21 protein-coding genes and 1 pseudogene are annotated in these 21,840 nt (G+C 50.5%); 10 read left to right on the top strand and 12 right to left on the bottom strand.

Translation table 11 applies throughout. The features are described from left to right. Positions 1–75 precede the first annotated feature (75 nt). Both glnL and glnG read left to right on the top strand, forming a co-directional pair. Positions 76–1,140, top strand: coding sequence for a nitrogen regulation protein NR(II) (glnL, locus tag CSR04_RS02105; protein WP_102794571.1), 1,065 nt, complete (start codon positions 76–78; stop codon positions 1,138–1,140). Beyond that, on the top strand, positions 1,137–2,546 hold the full coding sequence (gene glnG / locus CSR04_RS02100; RefSeq protein ID WP_102794570.1) for a nitrogen regulation protein NR(I): 1,410 nt from the start codon (positions 1,137–1,139) through the stop codon (positions 2,544–2,546). Before glnL ends, glnG begins: the two co-directional genes overlap by 4 nt. A gap of 19 nt (positions 2,547–2,565) precedes the next feature. Here the strand turns inward: glnG and CSR04_RS02095 are convergent. The 4 genes and pseudogenes from CSR04_RS02095 to CSR04_RS24845 form a co-directional block, all read right to left on the bottom strand. Further along, a pseudogene (locus tag CSR04_RS02095) lies at positions 2,566–2,989 on the bottom strand (GNAT family N-acetyltransferase). A 138-nt stretch (positions 2,990–3,127) separates the two neighbouring features. Beyond that, the gene (locus CSR04_RS02090) at positions 3,128–4,261 is read right to left on the bottom strand and encodes a cupin domain-containing protein (RefSeq protein ID WP_102794568.1); all 1,134 of its coding nucleotides are present in this window, start codon (positions 4,259–4,261) and stop codon (positions 3,128–3,130) included. A 79-nt stretch (positions 4,262–4,340) separates the two neighbouring features. Beyond that, positions 4,341–4,679 (bottom strand): DMT family transporter, encoded by a 339-nt coding sequence (locus tag CSR04_RS02085; protein WP_102794567.1) that lies wholly within the window; start codon positions 4,677–4,679, stop codon positions 4,341–4,343. After that, complete coding sequence (locus tag CSR04_RS24845) at positions 4,676–4,846, bottom strand: hypothetical protein (RefSeq protein ID WP_172449203.1); 171 nt, start codon at positions 4,844–4,846, stop codon at positions 4,676–4,678. Before CSR04_RS24845 ends, CSR04_RS02085 begins: the two co-directional genes overlap by 4 nt. A gap of 84 nt (positions 4,847–4,930) precedes the next feature. Here CSR04_RS24845 and CSR04_RS02080 point away from each other — a divergent pair, with 84 nt between their 5' ends. Continuing rightward, positions 4,931–5,785, top strand: coding sequence for a LysR family transcriptional regulator (locus CSR04_RS02080; RefSeq protein WP_102794566.1), 855 nt, complete (start codon positions 4,931–4,933; stop codon positions 5,783–5,785). Between the two features lie 18 nt (positions 5,786–5,803). Here the strand turns inward: CSR04_RS02080 and CSR04_RS02075 are convergent, their stop codons facing one another. Continuing rightward, positions 5,804–6,709, bottom strand: a complete 906-nt coding sequence (locus tag CSR04_RS02075; RefSeq protein ID WP_102794565.1) for a LysR family transcriptional regulator — start codon at positions 6,707–6,709, stop codon at positions 5,804–5,806. A 108-nt stretch (positions 6,710–6,817) separates the two neighbouring features. On the opposite strand from CSR04_RS02075, the gene CSR04_RS02070 reads away from it, so the two are divergent. The 3 genes from CSR04_RS02070 (at position 6,818) to CSR04_RS02055 (ending at position 10,902) form a co-directional block, all read left to right on the top strand. Next, positions 6,818–7,549, top strand: coding sequence for an SDR family oxidoreductase (locus CSR04_RS02070; RefSeq protein WP_245921290.1), 732 nt, complete (start codon positions 6,818–6,820; stop codon positions 7,547–7,549). 432 nt (positions 7,550–7,981) lie between these two features. Then, positions 7,982–9,226, top strand: coding sequence for a GGDEF domain-containing protein (locus tag CSR04_RS02060; RefSeq protein WP_102794564.1), 1,245 nt, complete (start codon positions 7,982–7,984; stop codon positions 9,224–9,226). 149 nt (positions 9,227–9,375) lie between these two features. Continuing rightward, positions 9,376–10,902, top strand: a complete 1,527-nt coding sequence (locus CSR04_RS02055) for a hypothetical protein (RefSeq protein ID WP_146027084.1) — start codon at positions 9,376–9,378, stop codon at positions 10,900–10,902. Positions 10,903–11,020: 118 nt separating this feature from the next. Here the strand turns inward: CSR04_RS02055 and CSR04_RS02050 are convergent, their stop codons facing one another. From CSR04_RS02050 to CSR04_RS02040, 3 genes are all read right to left on the bottom strand, one after another. After that, positions 11,021–11,398 (bottom strand): MmcQ/YjbR family DNA-binding protein, encoded by a 378-nt coding sequence (locus CSR04_RS02050; protein WP_102794562.1) that lies wholly within the window; start codon positions 11,396–11,398, stop codon positions 11,021–11,023. Between the two features lie 48 nt (positions 11,399–11,446). Beyond that, on the bottom strand, positions 11,447–11,950 hold the full coding sequence (locus CSR04_RS02045; RefSeq protein WP_102794561.1) for a GNAT family N-acetyltransferase: 504 nt from the start codon (positions 11,948–11,950) through the stop codon (positions 11,447–11,449). Positions 11,951–12,192: 242 nt separating this feature from the next. Next, a complete protein-coding gene (locus CSR04_RS02040) occupies positions 12,193–12,687 on the bottom strand; it encodes a GNAT family N-acetyltransferase (RefSeq protein ID WP_102794560.1) in 495 nt (164 codons plus the stop codon). A gap of 91 nt (positions 12,688–12,778) precedes the next feature. Between CSR04_RS02040 and CSR04_RS25335 the strand changes: the two genes are divergently transcribed. Continuing rightward, entirely contained in the window at positions 12,779–12,913 is a 135-nt protein-coding gene (locus tag CSR04_RS25335) for a hypothetical protein (protein ID WP_281259777.1), read from the top strand. 403 nt (positions 12,914–13,316) lie between these two features. Here the strand turns inward: CSR04_RS25335 and CSR04_RS02035 are convergent, their stop codons facing one another. From CSR04_RS02035 to hutI, 4 genes are all read right to left on the bottom strand, one after another. After that, complete coding sequence (locus CSR04_RS02035) at positions 13,317–13,670, bottom strand: hypothetical protein (protein WP_102794559.1); 354 nt, start codon at positions 13,668–13,670, stop codon at positions 13,317–13,319. 773 nt (positions 13,671–14,443) lie between these two features. Further along, positions 14,444–14,824 carry a hypothetical protein gene (locus CSR04_RS02030; RefSeq protein ID WP_146027083.1) on the bottom strand — a complete coding sequence of 127 codons (381 nt, stop codon included), beginning with the start codon at positions 14,822–14,824 and terminating at the stop codon, positions 14,444–14,446. A 96-nt stretch (positions 14,825–14,920) separates the two neighbouring features. Then, entirely contained in the window at positions 14,921–15,943 is a 1,023-nt protein-coding gene (locus tag CSR04_RS02025; protein ID WP_146027082.1) for a hypothetical protein, read from the bottom strand. Positions 15,944–16,504: 561 nt separating this feature from the next. Then, positions 16,505–17,743 carry an imidazolonepropionase gene (gene hutI, locus CSR04_RS02020; RefSeq protein WP_102794556.1) on the bottom strand — a complete coding sequence of 413 codons (1,239 nt, stop codon included), beginning with the start codon at positions 17,741–17,743 and terminating at the stop codon, positions 16,505–16,507. Between the two features lie 112 nt (positions 17,744–17,855). Between hutI and hutC the strand changes: the two genes are divergently transcribed. The 3 genes from hutC to hutH are packed head-to-tail and all read left to right on the top strand — an operon-like array spanning position 17,856 to position 21,780. Further along, positions 17,856–18,590: a histidine utilization transcriptional repressor HutC gene (hutC, locus tag CSR04_RS02015; RefSeq protein ID WP_102794555.1), complete on the top strand. Its 735-nt coding sequence runs from the start codon at positions 17,856–17,858 to the stop codon at positions 18,588–18,590. Next, positions 18,587–20,251 carry a urocanate hydratase gene (gene hutU, locus CSR04_RS02010; protein ID WP_102794554.1) on the top strand — a complete coding sequence of 555 codons (1,665 nt, stop codon included), beginning with the start codon at positions 18,587–18,589 and terminating at the stop codon, positions 20,249–20,251. Before hutC ends, hutU begins: the two co-directional genes overlap by 4 nt. Then, the gene (gene hutH / locus CSR04_RS02005; RefSeq protein WP_102794553.1) at positions 20,251–21,780 is read left to right on the top strand and encodes a histidine ammonia-lyase; all 1,530 of its coding nucleotides are present in this window, start codon (positions 20,251–20,253) and stop codon (positions 21,778–21,780) included. The genes hutU and hutH overlap by 1 nt, the downstream gene beginning before the upstream one ends. The last annotated feature ends 60 nt before the right edge of the window (positions 21,781–21,840 follow it).

Raw genomic sequence — 21,840 nt, 5'->3', positions numbered from 1 at the left:
ACAGTTTCTGTGCACCATGTTGGTGCATGGAGTTGATAGTAACAGACCAGCTCAGATTTTATTCACGAGGTATGGGTGACAACAGGATCTCCGGAAAGTCTGATCGGCCATTTGTCCCTGGCAGTGTTGCTGCTGGACGATGAGCTGAAGGTGAGATATGCCAATCCTGCGGCAGAGTCTTTCTTCGAGCAAAGTTTTAATCAATTACAGGGCCAGGAGCTGCGCAAACTGTTTTTACAGTCCAGTTTGGAAACCCAACGTTTACTCGGTGCGCTGCAATACCGGGAAAGCTTTTCTGATAGCGAAGTGCAGGTGACTTTTGCCGACGGACGTCATTCTCTGGCCGACATCATGGTCACCAGCATTGAGCAGCGCAAACAGCCTATGCTGCTGTTGGAAATTAAAAAAATCGATAATCTGCGGCGCATCAGCCAGGAAAACCAGCAATGGGCACAACAACAGGCGGCCCGCGAACTGGTACGTGGCCTGGCCCATGAAATTAAAAACCCCCTGGGTGGCCTGCGGGGAGCGGCACAGCTGTTGGAAAAACAACTGGCTGGCCCGGAGCTAAGGGAATTTACCCAGCTGATTATCGAGCAATCGGACCGCTTGCGTAATCTGGTTGATCGCTTACTGGGTCCGAATAAGCCGCCAAACTTCCAGTGGCATAATCTGCACTGGGTGCTGGAAAAAATCCGTACCCTGCTGAGTCTGGATGAAATTGCCGATGTACAGTTGGTGCGTGACTACGATCCCAGTATCCCGGAACTGTGGATTGACGATGAAAAAATTCAGCAAGCGGTGCTGAATATTGCCCGTAACGCCGTACAAGTGCTGGAGGGTAAGGGCGTTATTCGCTTTATAACCCGTATTGAGCGGCAAGTGACGATTCATGGCAAACGCTTCCCGCTCTGCGCACAGATTAAAATTATTGATAACGGCCCGGGCATTCCCGATCGCCTTAAGGACACACTTTTCTACCCCATGGTCACAGGTAAGCAGGACGGCACCGGACTGGGTCTGTCCATTGCCCAGAATCTGATCGATCACCACAGGGGCAAAATTGAAGTGGAAAGCTGGCCCGGCCATACCGAATTTACCATTTACCTGCCCATTGATAAGAAGGAGCCCGGACTATGAGTGCTGCACCGGTTTGGATAGTGGACGACGACAGCTCCATTCGCTGGGTACTGCAAAAGGCCCTGCAGACAGCAGACATTGAATGCTATAGCTTTGACAATCCACAAGACTTACTGCGCCAGTTGGAAGCCGGCCAGCAGCCCGAGGTGATTGTATCGGATATCCGTATGCCGCAGATGGATGGGATGCAGTTACTGGAGGAAATACATCGCCAGTTTGCCAATCTGCCGGTCATTATTATGACCGCCCATTCCGATCTGGACAGTGCGGTGAACGCCTATCAGGGCGGCGCCTTTGAATATTTACCTAAACCCTTTGACATCGATGAGGCAGTAAATCTGGTGAAACGGGCGCTGGCCCATTCCCGCGAACATCTGAAACAGCAACAGCGTCAGGTGCCCAGGCTGGAAACCGAAATCATCGGTGAAGCGCCGGCCATGCAGGAGGTATTTCGCGCTATTGGCCGTTTGTCTCGCTCCAGTATCAGTGTGTTGATCAACGGCGAGTCGGGTACAGGTAAAGAGCTGGTGGCCAGAGCGCTACACAAACACAGCCCCAGGGCAAAGCAGCCATTTATTGCCCTGAATATGGCAGCCATTCCCACCGACTTAATTGAATCCGAATTATTTGGCCACGAGAAAGGCGCGTTTACTGGTGCACAGAATGCCAGGCAGGGGCGTTTTGAGCAGGCCGACGGCGGCACCTTGTTTCTGGATGAGATTGGCGATATGCCGCTGGATGTGCAGACCCGCTTGCTCAGGGTGTTGGCCGACGGTCAGTTTTACCGGGTCGGTGGGCATAATCCGGTATCGGTGGATGTGCGTATTATTGCGGCCACACACCAAAATCTGGAACAGCGGGTGGGCCAGGGCAAATTTCGTGAAGATTTGTTTCACCGCCTGAATGTGATTCGTATCCATATTCCGCGTCTGGCCGAACGGCGTGAAGATATTGGCCCGCTGGCCGAACACTTTCTGCTTAAAGCGGCTAAAGAGCTGGAAGTGGAAGCCAAAACCCTGGGTAAGGATACCGCCAGAATCCTTAGTCAGTTGCCGTGGCAGGGGAACGTCCGCCAGTTGGAAAACCTGTGTCGCTGGTTAACCGTCATGGCCAGTGGCAAAGAAATCATTCCTTCAGACTTACCCCAGGAGTTGCATGAACAGCCTATTGGGCGCGATGGTACAGAGCCTGGTGGTGACTGGCAGAGTCTATTGGCCGTCTGGGCTGACAAACAATTGCAGTCAGGACGCCAGAATATTCTGAATGACGCCAGTATCAGTTTTGAAAAAATCCTGCTTGAACGGGCCTTGCATCATACCCATGGCCATAAACAGGAAGCGGCACGTAAACTGGGGTGGGGGCGCAATACCCTGACCAGGAAATTAAAAGAACTGGGAGTAGAGTAGTACCGCTGGTCAGGCGGGATTATGCATGCCATTCATACAGACAAATAGTATGGCCATCATCGTCAAATTCCCTGACCAGCAACATGCCAGCTTTTTCCAGCACCCGTCTGGATGCCAGGTTTTGTGGGTAAACAGTGGCAATAATCAGCTCCAGTCCATGCACCTGAGCGCCGTGATTCAACAACGCTGGTACAAACTCACTGGCCAGACCCTGGCCCCACAGGTTGCGTCTTAGCGCGTACTTGATCTCGGCTTGTGGTTGGTTACCGGGATGAACCAGCCCACAAAAGCCAGCAATCTGGCCGCTGGTTTGCGCTTCAAGGGTAAACATTCCGTAGCCTTGCATAGTTGCGGGCCGTGACATGCAACCAATTGTGACACTCAGGCAAGCTGATCGGTTTTCTGTCCCCCACCCATTGCATTGCCAATGGGTCGGAATACACCTGATACAGGGCATCCAGATCACTGTTACGCCAGCGCCGACAAACTAGCCGCGGCGTATTAAACAGACATTCGTTGTGTTGCTCGGGCCTTATCACTACTGCCTACATGGGTAAAGGGGACGGCTTTAATCTACCAATCTATTCAGTCAGCTCCCACACCCCAGCATTAACCAGTGGTAATATGCTGTGGCACAGTGCAGTTAAGCTGATTTCGCTTATGTCATCTGGCTTGTACCAAACCGTATCAGTACATAATGTTTCAATATAGGGCAAAAGTGCTTTATCTACCTGTTGATTGAGTTCGCCAAAGTGCAACAATATGCCACTGTCATTGCACTCCAGCCATACACCTTTATATTCAAGCTGACGCTGCAAAGGTTTGGCGGCCAGCAAATGCGCGGCAAGCTCCGGGGCCTGAATATTCTGCGTTTGCGTCTCCGCCATCTCTGGCCCCTTGCTCAGAAACTCTCCCAACCACAGTTCAAATTCTGGCTGATGCAGACTGGCCTGAATTAATTGCCTGATGCATTCAACTTCAGTGCTGAGTACTTCACCGGCGAATCTGCGTGGCGCTAAACCCTTATCCTCGTAGCGTTGATGAAATGCGTCCTGCTGCAAAGCAAAATCCGCCAGCGAAGACAGCAGTTCCTGTTGATTGGGGGCGCGAAAACCTACCGAATAATTTAAGCAAGGCTCCAATGCTTCACCACAATGGGGGAAACCTGGCGGAATATACAAAATATCGCCGGCGGTCAGCACTTCATCAATCAACGGCTTAAAGGCGGCCACCTGGCTAAGGCGTGGATGAGGGCGGGTTTGTTGATGCTGCCCCTTGTCACCTACCTGCCAGCGGCGACTGCCCTTACCCTGTATAATAAACACATCGTACTGGTCTAAATGCGGACCGACCCCGGCGCCGGGCACAGAAAAGCTTACCATCAGGTCGTCTACCCGCCAGCGTGGCACAAAGTTAAAGGCATTCAGCAGTTCGCTGGCTTCATCCAAATATCTGTCCACCCCTTGTACCAGCAAACTCCATTGTCCCTGACAATGCTGGCTGAATTCCGTAAAAGGGCCCTGCGTTACCTGCCAGTTATCGCCCTGCCTGGACACAATGCGGGCATCGATATCGGGCTCCTGAGCCAGCCCGGCTAAATCATGTTCATCCAGGGGATCAAGAAATTCGCTAAAGCCGCCTCTGATCAGCACAGGCTGCTTTTGCCAGTGTTGTTGAAGAAACTGTTGTGGGTCAAATGCGTTGAGTTGGTACATAAGGAACAGGGCTATACGTGAATATCAGGCAATGCCGCTACTATAACCTGCTTTTACCGCAAGCGGACGTATTCCAGTCTTACGGAGTGGACTGATGATCCAAGTGCAGTCCAACAATAGCCGCCAGGATAATAGTCACATAGAGAATTCTTTGTGCACTTACTGGTTCGCCAAAGATCAACGCACCAAAAATCACCGACCCGGCAGCACCAATGCCAGTCCAAACGGCGTAGGCCAAACCCAGCGGCAGCAGATTCAGTGCTTTACCCAGGGTAATGACAAAACCTGCCAGCAAGATTACCGACAAACAGGTCCATCCGAGGTGGGTCATTCCTAAAGATTTTTTGGTGGCTATTGCCCAAAACACGTCGAGCACGCCGGACAATATCAGCAGCACCCAGGCGGTGACTTGACTCATGCCAGTGCTCCTGCGTATGCAATGGCAAGTGCCTGTAGTTTTGTTTGGGCTTGTATCTGGGCGGCCTTCATCACATCGGGCAGTCCTGCGGTTGGTGCTACGGAAAACACCTTATCAGTCAGGACAATAAAAGCCGGAGAAGCTTTAGTATGTAGCAAAGTCGTCATGCAATCTTTCCTGTAGTTAAACTCTGGTTATTATTAATTTGCGTGAATGCGAATGATAGAGCATGATTTGCGAAACATATTTGCATGAGTGCGAAAATGCTTACCTATCAGGACCTGCGATTGGTGGCGGCATTGGCTCGCGAAGGAACCCCTGTGGCGGCCTCTAAATATCTGAATATTCATTTGGCCACCTTATATCGGCGTTTGAAGGAGCTGGAGAGTCATCCCGCCGGGCCGCTCTTTAAGCGTGTACGGGGGCACTATGTACTCAGTTCCCTGGGCGAAGAACTGGCCCAGGCGGCTGGGAAAATGGAAGAACAACTGGCCGTGGCACGTCGTCGGTTGGCAGGTGGCGAGGAGCAGTTGCAAGGGAGGGTAACCGTAACCACGGCCGATTCGCTAGTACCTTTGGTTACCCGGGTTATGCAGGCGTTTCGCATATTGCATCCAGCTATTCATTTTGAGTTAGTGGTGACTAATCAGTTTGCCGATCTGGCCCGCTATGAAGCCGAAGTGGCAATTCGGCCAACCAATACGCCGCCAGAAACCTGGATAGGTAAAAACGTTGGCGATTTTGACTATGGGATTTACACCGGGGCAGGCACTCAGGAACCGTTATTCTGGATCGACTTGGATAGCAGCCTGTCGTCAATTCCTGCTGGGCGTTGGCTGGCCAAGCATGTTCCTGCCGAGCAGGTGGTGTTAAAGGTTAACAGTATGTGGGCTGCTGCTCAGGCTGCGGCGAGCGGCGTGGGTAAGGCACTATTGCCAGATTATCTGGCCCGATATTTACGCCTGCAGCGTTTGCAAGGAATAGACCCACAACTGTCGTGCCCATTGTGGCTGCTTATCCATCCAGACCTGCGTTACACACCAAGAGTGCAGACCTTTTTGCGTTTTGCCACCGAGATGCTGCGAAAGGAACTACTGGTCGCCTGAGACAGGGCCTTGTTCAATTCACTGCTGTGTCGGTACTTTCCAGCGATTAAACAAAAACTGCCACACGGCTTGTGCGGCTTTACTGCGCTCACCCAGGCATAATAAGTGAATTGGGCTGCTGTCCGGATGATGCCAATCGGTAAAGACCGGAATCAACTTGCCATCTTTGCGTTCGCTGGCAATAAACATAGGGTCAATCATCATAATTCCCAGTCCGGCACAGGCCATATCGACCAGCAGCCGACTGTTGTCGGTTTGTATGGCAGGCTTTACCTCAACCGTTTGGGTCTGGCCCTGAGCATTGGCAAAAGGCCAGAAATTAAAACGGCTGGTACGGTTGCCAAACACCAGGCATTCATGAGCTTCTAACTCGCTTGGATCATTTGGCGTGCCTTTGTCCGCCAGATATGCCGGTGCGGCAAACCAGCCCCAGCGTTTCATACCGATTTTTCGGGCGATCAGGGACGAGTCCGGTAATTGGCCAATGCGAATAGCAATATCGACTTTTTCTTCCAGCAAATCGACGGTGCGATCATCCAGGCTGAGATCCAGCTCAATATCCGGGTAAGTGTCACGCAATCCTCCAAGTAGTGGCAGCAGAAAGGTCTGGCCCATTAGTACACTGGCACTGATCTTCACCCGGCCTTTGGGAGAAAGTTGAATTTCTTCTTTGAGGTGATGCAAATTGCTTAATACCCCTTCCAGGTCACCTGTGCTGCTGAGCAGATTTTGCCCCACATCGGTTAAGTGCAACTGTCGGGTCGAGCGCTTAAGTAAGGGCTGGCCGACAAAATCCTCTAACTGACGAATTTTCTTACTGACCGACGAACGCGGTAGGTCGAGTTCTGTGGCGGCGGCCTGGAAGCTGCCGCGGGCCGCAACCAGATGAAAAACATGCAGCAGGGGCAAATTAAGATAAGACATTGTTCTATTGTTTCTATACTGGAATCATTTGGTGTCTATATTGGTGCCTTATTGTTGCCTGATCAAGTTGCTAATCTGTTGCGACATCAGCAATTCAATAGGAACAGAATGATGAGCAATAAAACGATCTTAATCACCGGGGGCACCGCGGGAATTGGCCGCGCGTTAGCCGAGCATCTATTGGCCGCAGGTAACAAGGTGATTATTACCGGCCGCAATCAGGCCAGGGTAGATGAGGCAAGCAAACAGCTGGGCTGCATGGGGTTTGTGGCGGACAGCACGGACAGCGCACAGCTAGCCAGCTTAGCCAGTTCGCTACACGGTGACAGGATAAAACTGGATGGCCTGGTATTGAATGCTGGCGTGTTCTATCCGCAGTCGGTACTGGCCAGCCAGGAAAGTGACTTTGATCTGACCATGGCCGCCAATACCAAAGGACCGCTGATAACCTTGCAGCAACTTCAACCTTTACTGAATAATCCCTCCAGCGTGGTATTTGTATCCAGTGTGGCGGTGACCAGAGCTTTTGCCGGTGCGGCTGTTTATGCTGCCAGCAAAGCCGCATTTGAAGCCATTGCCCGGGTCGCTAACCTTGAGCTGGCGTCTCTGGGTATTCGAATTAATTCGGTTCGTCCTGGTGTGACAGCCACCGAAATCCAGGGCAAAGCGGGTATGAGTCAGGAACAGCAGGATGCCTTCTTTGCTACCTTGCAGAGCACGCCGTTGGGGCGGGTGATGACGCCGCAGGATCAGATTGGGGCTATCGCGTTTTTACTTTCTGACCAATCTTTTGCTATGCGCAACGCAGTGCTGGAAGTAGACGGCGGCTATTTGCTGTAATGATTTCAGTTCCGGCATGGCATTGCGAAAGCGGGCCAGCCAGCTAACAGAATCTGATTCATAGTGGCATGAATCGATGCGAAGAATGCCCCCATATTCTGTTTTCGCGGCGCATCGCTTAGCTCTGCCAATTGCCCGAACAAAGGTTGATTGAACTGCATATTGTATTTGGCAAAACCTCGAAACTGGTTCTGGTGTGCGCCCATGTTGGATCCATTAGCCTTAGGTGTGATGTATTTGCTTATTTTGCCGCAGATTGATCAAGTGAAAAATTCGCGTGCATGAGCCGTAATATATCAAAGGAGACTCCCGCCTTAACCTATGGTTAAATGGCTATGTGTTCCATTCAAACAGGACGTTGATTGTCAGGAGCATGATTAAGTGCCGTTTTCGTTGCGGCTGTAACAGACGTTATTTGTAGTTGAGTTTGCATTGAACGGTATCACCGCTTTTACCGTAGATATTACCACCCTGGCACTGGCTCGTGGCATCGTGCAGATGATGCTGGGAGGACTGCTGCTTTACTTGGGTTGCCGCCACAGTGACGCACGGGATGCCAGATGGTGGGCGATAGGTTTTTTTGTTAACGGTCTTTCACTGTTTGTTTTTCCATTTGCCTTGCCAGCCGCATGGGAACCCCCCAGAGTTATCTTAAACCATCTGACCTTAGGGGCTTCTTCGCTGTTCTTTTTGATAGGATTCTGGAAGTTTGGCCAACAGCCTGTCAGACCCTGGTTGTTGGTATTGTTGATGCTTTTTCCCATCGTCAGTCTGACTGCCTGGGAGTATCTGTGGCCTAATGCCCGCTATCGCATATTGTTTACGGCCGCAGGGCAGATACTGTATTTGTTTTTGTTACAGCACAGCTTATCTCACCCACCCCGCGAAGAGATCGCGCGCTTATATAAACGCTTACGTTATGCAGTGGTCGTTTATATTCTGGTGTATATATGGTCTTACGCCAGTATTGCGGAAATTCTGCCAACCACGGCGCGTCTGACCCTGGGATACCATCGTTCTATCTTCAGTGTAGCGTCGTTACTCTATATGCTGACGCTGGCGGTGGGTTGTCTGGCACTACAGTTTGCCATGCTGGCAGCCCGAAATGCTGACCTGGCTCGTATAGACTGGCTTACCGGATTACTGAACCGGCGCGGTTTTTTTAATGCTTTGCAGCTTAAACAGCAGGGGCAAAGAAACCATTCACCCACCAGTATTGTGGCGATAGATATCGACCACTTTAAAAGTATCAATGACCGTTACGGGCATGCTTGTGGTGATCTGGTTTTGCAGGACTTCAGTCAGCAGCTTCAGGCGCATGCCGGTAACGGCAGACTGATAGCCCGTATGGGGGGCGAAGAATTCTTAATTGTTATGGATGAGGATCTTAACGCTGCTGCCACACTGGCCGAAGAAATTAGAAAAGCGCTTGAACAGCGGTCTTTAGTTACTTCTGACGGGATGACCTTGCGGGTGACTGTGAGTATCGGCATCCATCAGGTAAACACTGCTGAAAGTATTGAAAAGGCGTTAATTAACGCAGATCAGGCACTGTATACAGCCAAAGAGAATGGCCGTAATCAGGTTGTATGTTGGTCGTTTCGCGATCTTCCGGCCGACCAGCGCCACTACCGTGCAGATAGTCGCATGAGAGCGCATCAACCACAAAATAGTTAGATTCCCTTCCAACTGGCGGTGGGCACCTTTGCCACTCGTACCAAAATTTACAAATTGATTATCTTACTTACTCCTTATGCCCTACTGGCAGCCTTTATATTGGCAGGCGATTTACCCAAACCCCAGTCAAATTAAAGGAGTAGTTGAAGTTGAAGATGTTATTGATTGCAGGGACATTAACCCTGGTGCTTAGCGCCTGTGGAGGTTCTTCGGGTGACAATAAAGAGGCCGACAAGCCTGTCAATCCACCGCCTGTGACCGAACCGACCCCAGACCCTGCTAGGACATTCCCGGACAATACCCTGTGGGGAGAAAGTATCCGCTACTTTGCGGAGGAACAGCAAGGGCAAAATCGGATCACCTCGGTAACGCAAAGTGCTGAGGGCAATCTGTGTTATCTGACAGAGCAAACATTACCGGAGAACTATTATCGTTTTCCACCCAAATGGGGAAGCCGGGTTGATTGCAAAAATGCCCAGGGCGAGGTGTATTTTAGCCACCAAAGCACCGGCAATAATATCTTGAAGCAGGTGTTGTTTACTCAGCAGGGGCAGTTTGTGGTGGCGGAGTTAATTCAGGCCACTGCGGATGGTGCAAGGTTTCTCCAATACTATCTGCAACTGACATTGCACAATAGTCAGGGAGAGGTGTTGCAGCAAAAGCTGGTCAGCCATGATGCCAGCAAACACGAACAGTACCTGTATGTGTTTGATGCAAGTCCGGAGTATGAGGCCGGGCCGGAAGGGGTTTACCGCTTTACACTGAATAACACCGCTAAACAGGGCAACGCACTGTTGTTTGATATCAGCACGGTGAAGCTGCAATGGCATGCGCAGTCACTGTATATGCTTTCCTATATTGATGGAGTCTCACTGTACCGCTTTGACGCTAATCTTGAGCAACGCTGGGTCAAACAGGTTGCGCCCAATTACAGTTTATTGCATTCCCGGCTGGGATTCTTTAATCCTGCTTTTACTTTTTCCGATGATGAAATTCTGCTGGCATTTGAGTCAACGGATGCAGAAGCCAAAGCCTATAACTGGCATTTCGGTCGCAATCTGCCGTTACGCGGGGGGGATAAGCAAGGGTATAAGAATATTACGCTGGCGGCTTATGATTTACAGGGGGAATTTTTACGTGATTTTCGCTTGTTGAGTGAAGGTCGCTTTGAAAAGCTGGTGGATCTGACCTATCAGCAGGGCAGCCTGTTTATCGGCGCCAACACGCATGTGAAAAAATTTGATAAGCCCAATTACACCACAGAGTTTGACCTGGTGTTAATGCGCACCAATCCGGCCTCTGGCGATATTCTTGACTACCATGTGCTGGACATCAATCAGGAAGATTACGCTACTGTGTTTGTGCCGATGCCCAATCAACGTTTTTTGTTTGCCGGTCAGAATGGCTATCGCCAGGTGGACAGTAACAGTCAGGTGTCAGATGGTCAGGGCATGGCGCTGGAAGTCACGGCCAACGGCGAAATCACCCGGACCATGTTTCTTCATCAGCCGCGTAATGTGTCTATTGAATCCGTGGTCGTCACTGAGCAGATGCAGTTACTGTTTGGTGGTATTTATGACGGCCCCATCAGCCATACTTGTGATAACGGCGATATGAGTATGTGTTATCAAAAGGCGATGTTGGGGCTGGGTAGTCTGACGCCACTGGCGCAATAACCACCTAAATCGTGGAGTAGGTTTGACTATTTCCCAAGCCGGGCCTTTGGCAAATTGCCAAAGGCCCGGCTTGTTCGTTGTTCATCGCAGTGGAGAGTTCAGCAAGCCTTGATGCTACTTAAATGGTGCTTGTTGTTGGAATAATGCCCAGTTCTTTTTGCTTTTTCTTACTGAGCCCACCCGCCACAATCCGATAAGACTCGGACAGGTAATACCTTAACTCTTCATCCAGTTCACCATCTGTTGCTGTTTGCTGTATCCATTTCATCCCCCGGCTGGCCAGGTAAGGGGCTGGAATATAGCCGTCTTTATGGCTTAGAAACTCAAAGTTCAGGTCAGAGGTTTTAAAGGTAAATGCAGGTGTTAACACCTTACTATGGCTGCCAATGGCAAAGACTTTTCCTGCTACTTTCCACACATCGGAATTACCCCATTGAACGACATGGGTGGTGGCCAAAAAAGTGCTGCAGAACAGATTAAATTCCTTGTGGTTCATATTTTACCTGCGTCCTTTGAATGTTGTCTGGTCAGGGGGAGCAGCCAACTAAGCGGGTTTCGGCAATGCGTAAATATCCCGGCTCAGGCCGTCACTAAAGGTCTGCCGCCGGATCTTACGGCCACTCAGCTTTTCAACCAGATGACGGGCAGCGACATTTTCATCATTCATATAGGTTTCCACCTGATCCCATTTGAACTGGTTATAAGCATACAATAACGCCGCTTTGGATGCTTCGGTGGCAATACCCTTACCGCGGCTGTCCGGCATAACCCACCAGGTGAGTTCCCTGGGCCAGTCTGCCCCTTGCCAGAAACCGCAGGTGCCAATCTGACGATGGTCGGATTTTTGCTGAATAACCCAGACACCAAAACCCAACAGGTGCCATGAGCCAATATCTGCCTTTAACCTGGCCCAGACCTGCTCTTTACCTATGGGACCGCCATACAGGGCGGATGCTTCCGGATCGGTATAAAAGTGCTGATAAACATCAAAGCTGTCCAGGTTTGACGGGATTAATCTCAGTCGATCTGTTTCTAATGTTGGTATCATTTTCAGGCGCTTATGTTATTCGGCAGTGCTTGTTTTTTGCTGTCTTGGTTATTCGCAGCTTAACGATACGCATCCAGACCGATGCCTTCAACCTGGCAAACATGCTGGATGGAATGCCAGCTAGCCAGTGCCCTTAAATACCGGCCTAAGTGCACAAATGTCAGCGGCGGTGCAGTAAAGCCACTTGCCCAGTGCGACAGCATATAACAGTGAATCTAACAGTGAATCGCCAGGACGAACCGTCAGCCATTAGGGCCGTTGTATGCTAAAACGTGGTTACGGTGCAACTCACCCTGCAGATTGAAATTAAGCTCGCCAACGATGTTAAAACCTAACTTTTGATAAAAACCGATTGCATCCTGATTGTGAACCCAAGTGGATAACCAAAAGGGCAGACCATGTACACTCTCTATTTCTTTCAAAAGTTGTCGACCAACACCCTTGCCATGAAAATGTTGAGAGACGTATAGCGTTGCAATTTCGTAGCCTGCAAGGCTATCAAACCTTGCGTTCAGGTCAGCAACAACGAAACCTATAAGATGGCTGTCCTCTTCAAATACCCTGATATCAATGGACTCTCTTTCTAATAGCCTTATGAAATGTTCTTCAGTAAATGTGGACAAAGCATATTGGGATATTTGAGGTCGAATACCTTGCTTTGCGTATGTGTGTAACCAAACTTGAAGTGACAAAGCCGCTAGCCCCAGACAATCGCTTTTCAATGCTTTTCTAATCACTGTGAATTCCTATAAGAGCATAAGGATTGATATGGACTGCCCTTTTCCTGTGGGGCTGCGTTTAACGGGTAACCATTGAGGAGAACCGTCCATGTCTTATTGCAACTATGTCTATGGCATTGACTTAGCCAAACTGCGTTTTAGTATCCACAACGAAGCCTGTCGTGGCAAGGCCATGTATGTTATTCGTTTCACCTCGAGGAAGCCCTTCTCGCAGAGTCGCTGAGAGCTCAGAGTAATTGAAAACAACAACTACCCCAGCGAGCTTTTCTCTGCGCCCTCTGTGTCACAGCGAGAGGCATTTCAACATCGGCCCTGGGCCGGTTCGTGACTTTTGGTGTAGTTCGTGGTCGTCTATTTTATTACCACTGTGGGCGTATAGAGATTGTCGACTTAACTTGCTTCCAGTGCGAAAACGCCCGGTATCAATCAGGCACTATCCGACGCCTACCTAAAGCAGGCCGGATTGGTCTCACTGCATGATGGATGGATCAAGCTTCACTATTCTGGATGAAACGCCCTCGGCTCTGGCTCCTGCTTCGCCCTACCTCCTGCATCCTAGCAGTCGTGTGCACAGCCACATGCAGGGCGTTGTGGGGGCTGGGGGCTAGAAACCCCCGGTTACCCGATTAGGTTTGTGTTGGTTCAAGTCTAAGATAATAAAAGCCAAATTTGTTTAAATCTTGATAGTTACCTTTGTCGCAAGATGTATTATTGTCATTATTAAACCACAGCCTTACAGGGGTCACTGTTGCCTTGGCTGTGAGTAAAAGGCTGAACATTGCCTTGCAGGTTTCAGATTCGACAAGTCCTTTTTTCTGAGTTAACGAACACAAAATGTTTCCTGTCCCAATACCTTCAATGGTAATTTGTACATCTCCGGGGGCATGAAGATCTATAGAAATCACCTTACCTGCGCAATTATGTTGTGCAGATACTGCAAAAGAGAAAGTGAGAATAAAAATACACAGAAAAAACTTCATATAAATAGTCCTTTAAAAACCTAACGAATGATATGAACTTCTCGTTTCCCGGGGTTCTGCCACGCTTGAGTGGCAAGTGTTGCGGAGAACTGTCCATATCTGATGTCAACTATATCTATGGCATTGATTTAGCCAAACTGCGTTTTAGTATCCACGGCGAAGACAGCCATGGCAAGGCAGAAATTGCTTAACTTCCCTGTTGGATATGACGCGCGGTCCCTCACGCGCCAGTCACTTTTCTTTGCTCGTGCAAATCAAAGTAACCAAAAGAAACACGCCGCTGGATTCCAAACTACGTCAGTCCAGAGCACTACTAAAAGGCGGTCGTGAAAACGACGTTCCAGACGCGTCTTCCACTCAATTTGCTCCAGGCAAATTGCCCACCTTTTAGCAGCGCCCTGAACTGACCGGAAATTTTAAGCGGGATTAAAGCGGCTTGGGCCGCTTAGGGGAATGTTGTTTCAGTAATTGCGGCGGGCTTCACAAAGCCTTCTAACGAATAAGGTCCCACAACCGCGCAGATTACTCGCTCTATCCCTGCGCTCGCCCTGCGGGCCCCCCTTTGGGCGTTCAAATGAATTTCTTACCCATTTGTCATCATCGCCAGGGCAACTGTAAGCCCACCAACAGGCCGGGAGCGGCAGTCTCATACCACACATCAAATAGTGTAGCTGTTGTTTGACAAACGGGGGAGTCCATGTAGCCCGCAATAACCGGCCGGAGCGAAGTTAATTGCCTTGTTATGTTTCGTGCCAGATCGAAAATATTAGACCTCAAATTAGGTGGGTATATATCCAATCACCGAACCCCCAAACTAATGTATTAACTAGAACGAAAAGAGCACCTTGCCACGTAATTGAGTTTTGTAAGTTCTGATACCACATGTAGTTTCTATCAGTTTCTGATGGTGTGATAGCCAGCGTTTTCGCCTTAGAACTTAAATACTTAATAACCAAAAAATCCACTGCCAAGATAAAAACTGAGGCAAGAGCTCCAACTCTCATGAATACTGTCCCAGCATCCGCATCATTTCGCCAAACTGGATCCATGCGCCAAAATGTTGAATACAATGTGATATGGATGGCTAGAGTGACAAAAAAATAGAACCAGGCAGTTTTCAGCGCCTTAGGTTCTTTATATTCATTTTGATTCATCAATGCCTCGTTAGTGGGCGGTGTAATAAAACATAACGCCCGCATTTGCGGCTGGTTTGTAGCGAAGCGAAAAACCAGTCCGACAACATGCGTTTGTTAGTTTACTTTCGTATATTCGTTTGGGATCGCTTCATATCCAGTGAGGCCATTATATGTACCCATCGAATCAACAATCGTAAATTGTTGGCCCATGAAGTAATTAGGATTAATATGAGCCCTCACTTCATTTGAAAATACATTTAACGCATGGACTAAATTTCCATGTAATGTATATAGATTTTTTCTCCAGTTATCATAAAGATCATATTTCCGATGAAATTCTTCTTGATCATCAATCCACTCTCTCTTCCAGCGCATATCTCTGCGCCACCACTTTTGATCATCGCTTAAAAATGCAAATCTAGATTTGGTAAAATGTGAGGTAAGAGCTTCAGTATGATTAGCTAAATCCCGAATTGATGACTCTAATGAAGGAATTGAGTTTGGAAATGCCGTTCTAAAAATAAGCATAGTAGCATCAGAAAAACCTTCTATTACATCGTCTTCAATTGCATTAGCGATCAAGTTTTCGCTAATAGATGGCCAATATTGCAGGTACATTTTTCTAGTTAGTTCTTCAACAATGTACTCATAGATGCTTTTCTGGTTAGTCAGATTATTAGTACCGACGACACTGCTAATGACATCTTGTGCCTGTTTGAATAAGAGGTTTTCTAAGTCCATAGCCAATATAACGCCAGCATTTTCTAGATTATGTTGGCTCTTCAAGTCTGAAATAGCGCTATATATATGAGGAGACACACCTTTGAATTTGTCGTTCACAACGAAGTAATACTCCTTTACTGGAGAAATATTATTCCAGTAGGAAACTAGCTTATCAAAGTCGGCCTTCATCTTATTTATTGACGTTTCGTTGTTACTAGGCAAGTCTTCAGGAGCATAAACTTGGTAATACACTCCTCCACTAGCACACCAACCATCATTACCTCGATCACCTATATTTCCATGAGCTTTTACTGGCTGAAAAGATGAGTTTGCATAACCCATTATTTTTACGAATAAATCCTCATACTTTTGCCCTGTTGACTCATGGACTAGCAATTTAAACTTATCTCTCATGGAATACCTGTAAACTAACAGTTTAATAGACGGCGAAGCGCCTTGTTTAAACAGGGCGCTTCGCCGTACTTTTACATCGCTATTTTGTAGCATGCCCCGACGCCCTTGCCTAGCAAGACTAATCAGGTTGCACCACCTTGGTGCTGTGGAAAGGCGGCGATGTTCCGCCCTATTGCTGTTATAAGCAACCAATGGGGTCGTCCATTAACCAAACCCAAGATAGCAATTCACCGCCGAGACGCAGAGAACCCAGAGATCTAAAGAGCCTGGACTGAATGATCTCCTGTTCTTCTCCGTGCCCTCTGCGGCTCTGCGATGAAAAATCTGCTTAAAAGCACAAATAACCACAGAGGCACGGAGAACACAGAGTATTTGAAAGTACTAATACGAAATGAGTGTCACAGCGAGAAACCGATGTGCACCGCCGAGACGCAGAGAACCCTGAGATCTCAGGGGCCTGGACTAAATGATCTCCTGCTCTTCTCCGTTCCCTCTGCGGCTCTGCGGTGAAAAATCTGTCCAAAAAATAAAAAATAACCACTGAGTTTTCAAGGAGTTATATCAGCGCCCGCCTTTGATTGCTTTACCGGCCTGCCATAAGCGGCTCAGTGGATTAAGGCCTACCTGATAAGCCAACTGGTTGGGGTGGCTGATATCCAGCAATTGCATATCGGCCTGCATACCCACTTTTAACTGGCCGAGCTGCTTCTGTACGCCCAGCGCTTTGGCGGCATTTAAGGTAATGCCCTGCAAGGCTTCCAGTGGTGTCAGGGCAAACAGAGTACAGGCCATATTCAGCATCAGTGGCAGGTTCAGAATAGGCGAAGAGCCAGGGTTAAAGTCGGTGGCAATGGCCATCGGCACCTGATGTTTGCGCAGCAGGTCAACGGGCGGTTTCTGCGTTTCCTTCAGATAATAGAATGCACCCGGCAATAAGGTAGCGACCGTACCGCTTTGGGCTATGGCCTTGACGCCGGCTTCGCTCAGAAACTCAATATGGTCCACCGACAAGGCCTGGTATTCGGCTGCCAGTTCGCTGCCACCGAGATTGGAAAGTTGCTCGGCATGTAACTTCACCGGTAACCCCAGTTGCCTGGCGGTATCAAACACCTGGCGGGTATGCGCCAGACTAAAGCCGATATTTTCACAGAATACGTCGACGGCATCGGCCAGTTGTTGTTCGGCAATGGTCGGCAACATCTGCTGACAGACCTTATCGATATAGCCCTGGGCATTGTCCTGAAATTCGATTGGCAGCGCATGAGCACCTAAGAAGGTAGTTTTTACCGTGATTGGCAGGTGTTTATCGATTTGCCTGGCCACCCGCAGCATTTTCAGTTCTGTGTCCATATCCAAACCATAGCCGGATTTTACTTCCACACAAGTCACGCCCTGGCTTAGCAGCGTTTCAGCCCGTTTTAACGTCAGCGCCAATAGTTCCGCTTCACTGGCCTGACGGGTAGCGCTAACCGTACGGCGAATACCGCCGCCCTGTTTGGCAATATCGGCATAGCTGACGCCCTGCAGACGCCGCTCAAATTCATCGGCGCGGTTACCGGCAAACACCAGATGCGTATGGCAATCGATAAAGCCGGGTAACAGCCACTGGCCCTGACAATCCAGCGCCTGTTTTACTTCGCCCAGACTTGGCAGGTCCTGCTGTGGGCCCAGCCATTGAATTCTCCCTTCGCGCACCAGTAATGCGCCTTGTTCGATAATGCCGTAAGAGCCAAGAGCAGGGTCAAGGGTGGCCAAATTAGCATTGGTTAGCAGTAAGTCAGCAGATTGGGTAACCGGCATGGCAAGTTTCCTTAACGGAGTATGTGTGTTGCCTATCTTGTATAGACAAGTTCTTTGTGTCAATTTATATAACCATGTTAATCGACAGTTAAGTACTTTGCAGGGGCGACGGGTGGCAGACAGCAAATACCAACAAATCAAAACCCATATTCTGCAGCGGATTGAAACCGGTCTGTGGGCTGAAGGGGATGCGGTGCCGTCTGAAAACCAGTTGGCCGCTGAGTTTGGCGTCAGCCGGATGACCGCCCGACGCGCGCTGCAGGAACTGGCGGAACAAGGCGTATTGCAACGCACTCAGGGTGCTGCCACCTGCGTGGCACCGCTGAAAAGCCAATCGTCGATGCTGCAAATTCGCAATATTGCCGATGAAATTCGCGAGCGTCAGCATCAACACCGTGCCGAGGTTCTGGAGCTGGTCGAAGTGAAGGCCGACAAGGCGCTGGCAGTGCATTTTGCTTTGCAACCCGGTGCCCCCTTGTATTACAGCCTGATTTGCCATTGGCAGGATGATGAGCCATTGCAACTGGAGCAACGCTACGTTAATCCGGCGCTGGCTCCTGACTACCTCAAGCAGGATTTCAGCCAACTGACCCCACACGAATATCTGTGCAGCGCCGCGCCGCTTACCGAAGCCGAGCACAAAGTGCAGGCCATGCTGGCCGACGCACTGGCGCAACAACATCTGGCCATGGCTGAGGGCGCGCCTTGCCTGAGATTACACCGTACCACCTGGAGCCGCGATGGCGTGGTCAGCCATGCGTTGCTGACCCATCCAGGTGAAAAATACCAGCTTGGTGGTCATTTGACCTTTGTACCAGGTGAACGAATTAACAGGAGACAAGCATGAACAACCGACATGATCCGGCCCGCGTAATCCGCGCGCCCCATGGCAGCCAGCTGAGCTGCAAACACTGGCAGGCAGAAGCTGCGCTGCGAATGCTGATGAACAATCTGGACCCGGATGTGGCCGAGCGCCCGGAAGATCTGGTGGTGTATGGCGGCATTGGCCGTGCGGCCAGAGACTGGGCCTGCTTTGATAAGATTGTTGAGGTGTTACAGCGCCTGGAACTGGATGAATCGTTGTTGATTCAATCCGGCAAGCCCGTTGGCGTGTTTAAAACCCATGCGGATGCGCCGCGGGTACTGATTGCCAACTCCAACCTGGTGCCACACTGGGCCAACTGGGAGCACTTCAATCAGTTGGATAAACAAGGCCTGATGATGTACGGCCAGATGACCGCTGGTAGCTGGATCTATATTGGTAGTCAGGGCATTGTACAAGGCACCTATGAAACCTTTGGAGCCGTCGCCAGACAGCATTTTAATGGGGAAGCAAACGGAAAGTGGGTACTTACTGGGGGGCTTGGTGGCATGGGCGGTGCCCAACCTCTGGCGGCCACTATGGCCGGTTTCTCCATGCTGGCGGTGGATGTGGATGAAACCCGTATCGATTTTCGTCTGCGCACCCGCTACCTGGACAAAAAGGCTGCATCACTGGATGAGGCGTTGGCTATGCTCAAGGCATCCGCGAGCCCGATTTCTGTCGGTTTGCTGGGTAATGCCGCCGATATCTTTGCTGAGCTGGTGGAGCGTAATATCACTCCGGATGTGGTCACCGATCAGACCTCTGCCCATGATCCATTAAACGGTTATCTGCCGCAGGGCTGGACTCTGGAACAGGCAGCCAACATGCGCCAGCAGGACGAAGCGGCAGTGGTAAAAGCAGCCAAACAGTCCATGGCGGTGCAGGTTCGCGCTATGCTGACCTTGCAAGAGCGCGGGGCCGCCACCCTGGATTATGGCAACAATATCCGCCAGATGGCCTTTGAGGAAGGCGTGGCTAATGCCTTTGATTTCCCGGGTTTTGTACCGGCTTATATTCGCCCGCTGTTCTGCGAAGGCATTGGCCCATTCCGCTGGGCGGCCTTGTCTGGCGATCCAGACGATATTTATAAAACCGACCAGAAGGTCAAAGAACTGATCCCCGATAATCCGCACCTGCATAACTGGCTGGACATGGCCCGCGAGCGCATTCAGTTTCAGGGCCTGCCAGCACGCATTTGCTGGATCGGCCTGAAAGATCGTGCCCGTGTCGCACAGGCCTTCAACGAAATGGTCAAAAATGGCGAGCTGAAAGCCCCGGTAGTGATTGGCCGTGACCATCTGGACTCCGGCTCGGTCGCCAGCCCCAACCGCGAAACCGAGAGCATGCTGGACGGCTCAGACGCAGTATCCGACTGGCCATTGCTAAATGCCCTGTTGTCCACCGCCGGTGGCGCGACCTGGGTTAGTTTGCATCACGGCGGTGGCGTCGGCATGGGCTTTTCCCAGCACGCCGGGGTGGTGATCTTGTGTGACGGCACAGACGCCGCGGCCCAACGGGTAAGCCGGGTATTGTGGAATGACCCGGCAACCGGCGTGATGCGTCACGCCGATGCGGGGTATGAGATTGCCAAGCGCTGTGCCAAAGAGCAGGGTCTGGATCTGCCGATGCTGGAGAATCAATAATGACAGCTTTAACGCTATTTCCCGGCCAGTTGAATCTGGCGCAACTGCGTGCCGTCAGCCGCGCCGCAGTAAATGTCAGGCTGGATGAGCAGGCCAAGCCAGCCATTAACGCCTCGGCCGCTACAGTGAAGAAAATCCTTGATGAAGGCCGGGTGGTGTATGGCATTAACACCGGCTTTGGTTTGCTGGCCAATACCCGAATCAAGCCTGAAGAGCTGGAATTGTTGCAGCGCAGTATCGTGCTTTCCCATGCGGCAGGTACCGGCCAGTTGATGGACGACAATACCGTCAGACTGATGATGCTATTAAAAATCAACAGCCTGGCCCGTGGTTTCTCCGGTATCCGTTTGTTGGTGATCGAAAACCTGATCGCGCTGCTGAATGCTGACGTTTACCCTTGTGTACCGAAAAAAGGTTCTGTGGGGGCCAGCGGCGACCTGGCACCTTTGGCACATATGAGTATGCCTCTGATGGGTGAAGGCCATGTGCGCTATAAGGGCGAGATTCTAACCGGGGCCGAGGGCCTGAAAATTGCCGGACTTGCACCTGTGACCTTTGCGCCTAAAGAAGGGCTGGCGCTGTTAAACGGTACCCAGGCTTCAACGGCTTTTGCCCTGGAAGGGTTATTTTATGCCGAAGATTTGCTGGCTGCTGCTACCGTGGGTGGCGCCATGTGCGTGGAAGCGGCATTGGGCAGCCGTGCCCCTTTTGATGCACGAATTCATGCAGCCCGTGGTCAGCGCGGCCAGATAGATATGGCAGCGGCTTACCGTGACCTGCTGGGTGATGAGTCCGAAATTGGACAATCACACCATGACTGTGAAAAGGTGCAAGATCCTTATTCCCTGCGTTGTCAGCCGCAAGTAATGGGCGCTTGCTTAACTCAGATGCGCCAGGCCGCCGAAGTATTGCTGGTGGAGGCCAATGGCGTGACCGATAACCCACTGGTATTTGGTGACGACATTATCTCTGGCGGTAACTTCCACGCTGAACCTGTGGCCATGGCGGCGGATAATCTGGCCCTGGCCATAGCCGAAATCGGCGCCTTGTCCGAGCGCAGAATGGCGCTGCTGATTGACAGCGGCTTGTCTAAGCTGCCGCCCTTTTTGGTTAATAACGGCGGGGTGAACTCAGGCTTTATGCTGGCTCAGGTAACGGCCGCGGCACTGGCTTCCGAGAACAAGACCTTTGCTCACCCGGCCTCGGTGGACAGCTTGCCCACGTCTGCCAACCAGGAAGACCATGTGTCGATGGCTACCTTTGCCGGCCGTCGTCTGGCTGATATGGCGGAAAATACCCGTGGTATTCTGGCCGTGGAATTACTGGCCGCTGCCCAGGGGATGGATTTTCGTCGGCCGCTACGTTCCAGCCCTAAAGTAGAGCAGGGCTATGCATTGGTGCGTGAGCGGGTAGGGTTTTATGACCACGATAGATACTTCTCGCCTGATATAGAAGCCATCGCCGCGCAAATCGGTACGGGGGCTTACAACCATCTGGTTGAGGCGCTGCTGGTAAGCCATCAAGCCTAAAGTCGCTGCTTGAAAACAAAAAAGGCCTGATATCTCAGGCCTTTTTGCTTTTCAGTGGTG

Source organism: Bowmanella denitrificans (genome assembly GCF_002887595.1).
Taxonomy (GTDB): Bacteria; Pseudomonadota; Gammaproteobacteria; order Enterobacterales; family Alteromonadaceae; genus Bowmanella; species Bowmanella denitrificans.
This window is presented reverse-complemented; position numbering and strand designations above follow the sequence as displayed.

Coding starts and splice junctions, on each gene's coding strand:
- glnG (WP_102794570.1), top strand. CDS start 1,137: ATGAGTGCTGCACCGGTTTGGATAGTGGACGACGACAGCTCCATTCGC.
- CSR04_RS02090 (WP_102794568.1), bottom strand. CDS start 4,261: ATGTACCAACTCAACGCATTTGACCCACAACAGTTTCTTCAACAACAC.
- CSR04_RS02085 (WP_102794567.1), bottom strand. CDS start 4,679: ATGAGTCAAGTCACCGCCTGGGTGCTGCTGATATTGTCCGGCGTGCTC.
- CSR04_RS24845 (WP_172449203.1), bottom strand. CDS start 4,846: ATGACGACTTTGCTACATACTAAAGCTTCTCCGGCTTTTATTGTCCTG.
- CSR04_RS02080 (WP_102794566.1), top strand. CDS start 4,931: ATGAGTGCGAAAATGCTTACCTATCAGGACCTGCGATTGGTGGCGGCA.
- CSR04_RS02075 (WP_102794565.1), bottom strand. CDS start 6,709: ATGTCTTATCTTAATTTGCCCCTGCTGCATGTTTTTCATCTGGTTGCG.
- CSR04_RS02070 (WP_245921290.1), top strand. CDS start 6,818: ATGATGAGCAATAAAACGATCTTAATCACCGGGGGCACCGCGGGAATT.
- CSR04_RS02050 (WP_102794562.1), bottom strand. CDS start 11,398: ATGAACCACAAGGAATTTAATCTGTTCTGCAGCACTTTTTTGGCCACC.
- CSR04_RS02045 (WP_102794561.1), bottom strand. CDS start 11,950: ATGATACCAACATTAGAAACAGATCGACTGAGATTAATCCCGTCAAAC.
- CSR04_RS25335 (WP_281259777.1), top strand. CDS start 12,779: ATGTCTTATTGCAACTATGTCTATGGCATTGACTTAGCCAAACTGCGT.
- CSR04_RS02035 (WP_102794559.1), bottom strand. CDS start 13,670: ATGAAGTTTTTTCTGTGTATTTTTATTCTCACTTTCTCTTTTGCAGTA.
- CSR04_RS02030 (WP_146027083.1), bottom strand. CDS start 14,824: ATGAATCAAAATGAATATAAAGAACCTAAGGCGCTGAAAACTGCCTGG.
- CSR04_RS02025 (WP_146027082.1), bottom strand. CDS start 15,943: ATGAGAGATAAGTTTAAATTGCTAGTCCATGAGTCAACAGGGCAAAAG.
- hutI (WP_102794556.1), bottom strand. CDS start 17,743: ATGCCGGTTACCCAATCTGCTGACTTACTGCTAACCAATGCTAATTTG.
- hutU (WP_102794554.1), top strand. CDS start 18,587: ATGAACAACCGACATGATCCGGCCCGCGTAATCCGCGCGCCCCATGGC.
- hutH (WP_102794553.1), top strand. CDS start 20,251: ATGACAGCTTTAACGCTATTTCCCGGCCAGTTGAATCTGGCGCAACTG.